The organism is Mycobacterium sp. TH-M106 (assembly GCF_057473765.1).
Genome location: NZ_JBYCLE010000280.1, coordinates 1 through 3,069 on the forward strand (window position 1 = coordinate 1; position 3,069 = coordinate 3,069).

4 protein-coding genes are annotated in these 3,069 nt (G+C 61.3%); all 4 read left to right on the forward strand.

All coding sequences use genetic code 11. The features are described from left to right. Nucleotides 1-296: 296 nt before the first annotated feature. The 4 genes from AC2VOP_RS09725 (at nt 297) to AC2VOP_RS09740 (ending at nt 2,944) form a co-directional block, all read left to right on the forward strand. On the forward strand, nt 297-704 hold the full coding sequence (locus AC2VOP_RS09725) for a type II toxin-antitoxin system RelE/ParE family toxin (protein ID WP_343708193.1): 408 nt from the start codon (nt 297-299) through the stop codon (nt 702-704). Next, nucleotides 701-1,009 (forward strand): helix-turn-helix domain-containing protein, encoded by a 309-nt coding sequence (locus tag AC2VOP_RS09730; RefSeq protein WP_343708194.1) that lies wholly within the window; start codon nt 701-703, stop codon nt 1,007-1,009. The genes AC2VOP_RS09725 and AC2VOP_RS09730 overlap by 4 nt, the downstream gene beginning before the upstream one ends. 724 nt (nt 1,010-1,733) lie before the next feature. Next, a complete protein-coding gene (locus AC2VOP_RS09735) occupies nt 1,734-2,057 on the forward strand; it encodes a transposase (RefSeq protein WP_407686962.1) in 324 nt (107 codons plus the stop codon). After that, nucleotides 2,054-2,944: an IS3 family transposase gene (locus AC2VOP_RS09740; RefSeq protein WP_486960760.1), complete on the forward strand. Its 891-nt coding sequence runs from the start codon at nt 2,054-2,056 to the stop codon at nt 2,942-2,944. The genes AC2VOP_RS09735 and AC2VOP_RS09740 overlap by 4 nt, the downstream gene beginning before the upstream one ends. The last annotated feature ends 125 nt before the right edge of the window (nt 2,945-3,069 follow it).

Consider the following 3,069-nt stretch of genomic DNA (forward strand, 5'->3'; position numbering starts at 1 on the left):
CCTGCACCACTGTGGGCCTCCTCCGGCGAAACAACAGCTCAGAGCCTATTTCATCTGCGTCGGGCTGACAGGATTTGAACCTGCGACCACTTGACCCTCAGTAAATAGCGGTAGCGCATACACGCAGGTCGCCAGCGGTTTCCGGCGTCAAGAAGCGAGGCATGACGTTCACTGACGCGCAGGTCGTTCAGCATCGCGCATGACGTGCGGTCCCAAAGTGGTCCCCGCAACCGCGCCTAACAGAGTGCGGGAATCATTTCTAGCTGATATCAGTTCTAGCTGATAGAATCGCCGACGTGCGGAAGTGGGAGGTTGATCTAACCCTCATTGAAACATGGATCGACAGCCTCGACGACGAGGAGTACGACCACCTGATCGCGGCGCTGGAGCAGTTGGAGGAATACGGACCGGTTACGCGCCGGCCATTCGTGGACACCCTCGAAGGATCGGCGCACCCGAACATGAAGGAACTCCGACCTCGCCCCACCACGGGTGGAGCCCACATCCGGGTGCTCTTCGCCTTCGACATCCAGTCCCGAGCGATCATGCTCGTCGCCGGAGACAAAGCAGGGAACTGGACGAAGTGGTACGCGACGAACGTTCCCATCGCCGAACGCCTATTCACCGAACACCAACAGAAGATGAAGCAGGCGGCCGCAGCCACAGTCACCAAGCCGAAGACAAGAAAGGGGAAGAAACGATGACCACGCTCGATGATCTTCGCCGTCGCCGTCCGGGCAACCGTGCCCGCATCGACGCAGTCAAGGAAGAGATGGATCGCGAGGTTGCGCAGTACCGTCTTCGAGAATTGCGGGAAGATGCCGGTTACACCCAGACCGCGCTCGCCGCAGCCATCGGTGTCGGGCAGAACCGCGTTTCGCAAATGGAGCACGGCGACCTGGGCGCCAGCCGGGTCGACACACTCCGTAAGTACGTGGAGGCCACCGGTGGCGAGCTGGAGGTTGCGGTGAAGCGCCCAGACGGATCTCGCGTCTTACTGAGTCTCTAATTGGGTCCGCTAACGCGGGACTTCCGACAGCATGATTCAGCGTTTGAGTCGGCCCGCGCAGGGGGAGGAATTATTCTACGATGCCCAACGGAGCGACCAACCCCTGGTTCAAATCCAATAGCCCGAGCCTCCGGCAGAACCAGGGCGATTCACACGAACTCCCACGGCCACCCGCACCGATTACTTCACATGTGCGGTCTGGTCCCAGTCTGGTCCCAAGCACGTCCCGGTGGGGAAATTCGCGGAGAAGACTCTGCGCAGGTCAAAGCCTAATTCTCTTCGTCGGGCTGACAGGATTTGAACCTGCGACCACTTGACCCCCAGGGTGCTCAAGCATGTCATCCGGCGTTTCAATGCGTCGCATTTTCGCTGCTCAGAGGGTTTCGCGGATCTCAGCTGTACCGCCCGGTCCAGCCCATCTGTTCCCGTCTTGGGACACTGGCGGGACACTGGCCACGGGCAAAACACCAGCCGGTTGACCTGCCCGCAGTGACTCACTCTGCGCAATACCGAACGACCCGGGCATGTGCAGTCTCCTCAGCGCCGCGCCGATCCGACAGCCGCTCACCAACCGTCTTGACCGCAAGGTCCAGCGGGAGCGCCACCGAGAACTTCAGTCCTGAGATGGCTTCCTCATCAACGCGCGGAACGGCATCACTGAGGTTCCCCAGAAACGGTGGACATCTGAGATAGCGGGACGGTGGTCCCCTGGAAGGATGTTCCTATGTCACGAGCTCGGCGATCGTATACCCCTGAGTACCGGGTGGAGGCCGCACATCGGGTGATCGACGGCAATCGGCGTGTTGCTGAGGTTGCCCGCGAGCTGGATTTGCACGAGAATCTGCTGCACACCTGGGTGCGTGATGAACGCCGGCGGATGGCCGCTGCCGGTGCTGGAGATCGATCCGATCCCGGTGGAGGCGAACCGCTTTCGACTGAGGAGCGGGCGGAGTTAGTGCGGCTTCGAGCGCAGGTGGCCGAGCAGTCGAAAGATATCGCGTTCCTGGAAAAAGCCTCGGCGTACTTTGCGGCAGCACATCGAAGGTGAGCAGATATGAGCTCATCGCCGCAGAGTGCGCCGACCACGACGTCACGCGCATGGCCGGCCTGCTTGGTGTGTCACGGTCGGGCTACTACAAGCACCTGCAGGTCCGCACCGCCGATGAGCCCGGCCCGCAGCTGCAGCGGCGCCGGGACCTGGAGGTCAAGATCTTGGCTCATCACCGTGCGTCGAAGGGCACCTACGGCTCACCGCGGATCACCGCCGATCTGCACGACGAGGGTGAGCGGGTGTCGGTCAACACGGTCGCCAAGATCATGGCCGAGCTGGGCATCGAGGGCATCAGCCCGCGCACGTTCAAGACCACCACCGTGGTCGACCCAGCGGCGTCATTTCCGCCGGATCTGGTCGGACGGCGCTTCGATCAGGGCCGCTGTGATGCGGTGTGGTGCTCGGATATCACCTATCTGACCTGCGGCGAAGGCGACATGTACTTGTGCGCGATCCGTGATGAGCATTCTCGGCGGGCCCTGGGCTGGAACACCGATGACCACATGCGCACCGAGCTGGTCACCTGTGCGGTCGATCGGGCGGTGTTCGTGCGCGGCGGCCGCGTCCATGGGGTGATCCTGCATTCGGATCGCGGCAGCCAGTACACCGCCCACGACATGGCCACAGCGTGTGCCGAGCACAGATTGCGCCGCTCGATGGGGGCCACCGGGATCTGTTGGGACAACGCCGGCGCCGAATCGCTGTGGTCAACGTTCAAGCACGAATGCTACTACCGGCACGCCTACGCAACAAAAGCGGAATTGATTGCAGCAGTTGACAATTGGATGCATTTCTACAATAATCAACGAAGGCATTCAGCAATCGGGATGCGCTCACCTATCAACTACGAGTGCTCGCTGACTGTCACCACGGAAGCAAGTTAACCGTGTCCACTTTTTTGGGGGAACCCCACACAATCCGCTGCATTAACGTCAGCTGCGGTGATGCCTTCTGGCAAAAGGACGCTCTCGTTCTCCACCCCGCTCGCGTTGAGGCCGAGTCCCGCAAG

Coding starts and splice junctions, on each gene's coding strand:
- AC2VOP_RS09730 (WP_343708194.1), top strand. CDS start 701: ATGACCACGCTCGATGATCTTCGCCGTCGCCGTCCGGGCAACCGTGCC.
- AC2VOP_RS09735 (WP_407686962.1), top strand. CDS start 1,734: ATGTCACGAGCTCGGCGATCGTATACCCCTGAGTACCGGGTGGAGGCC.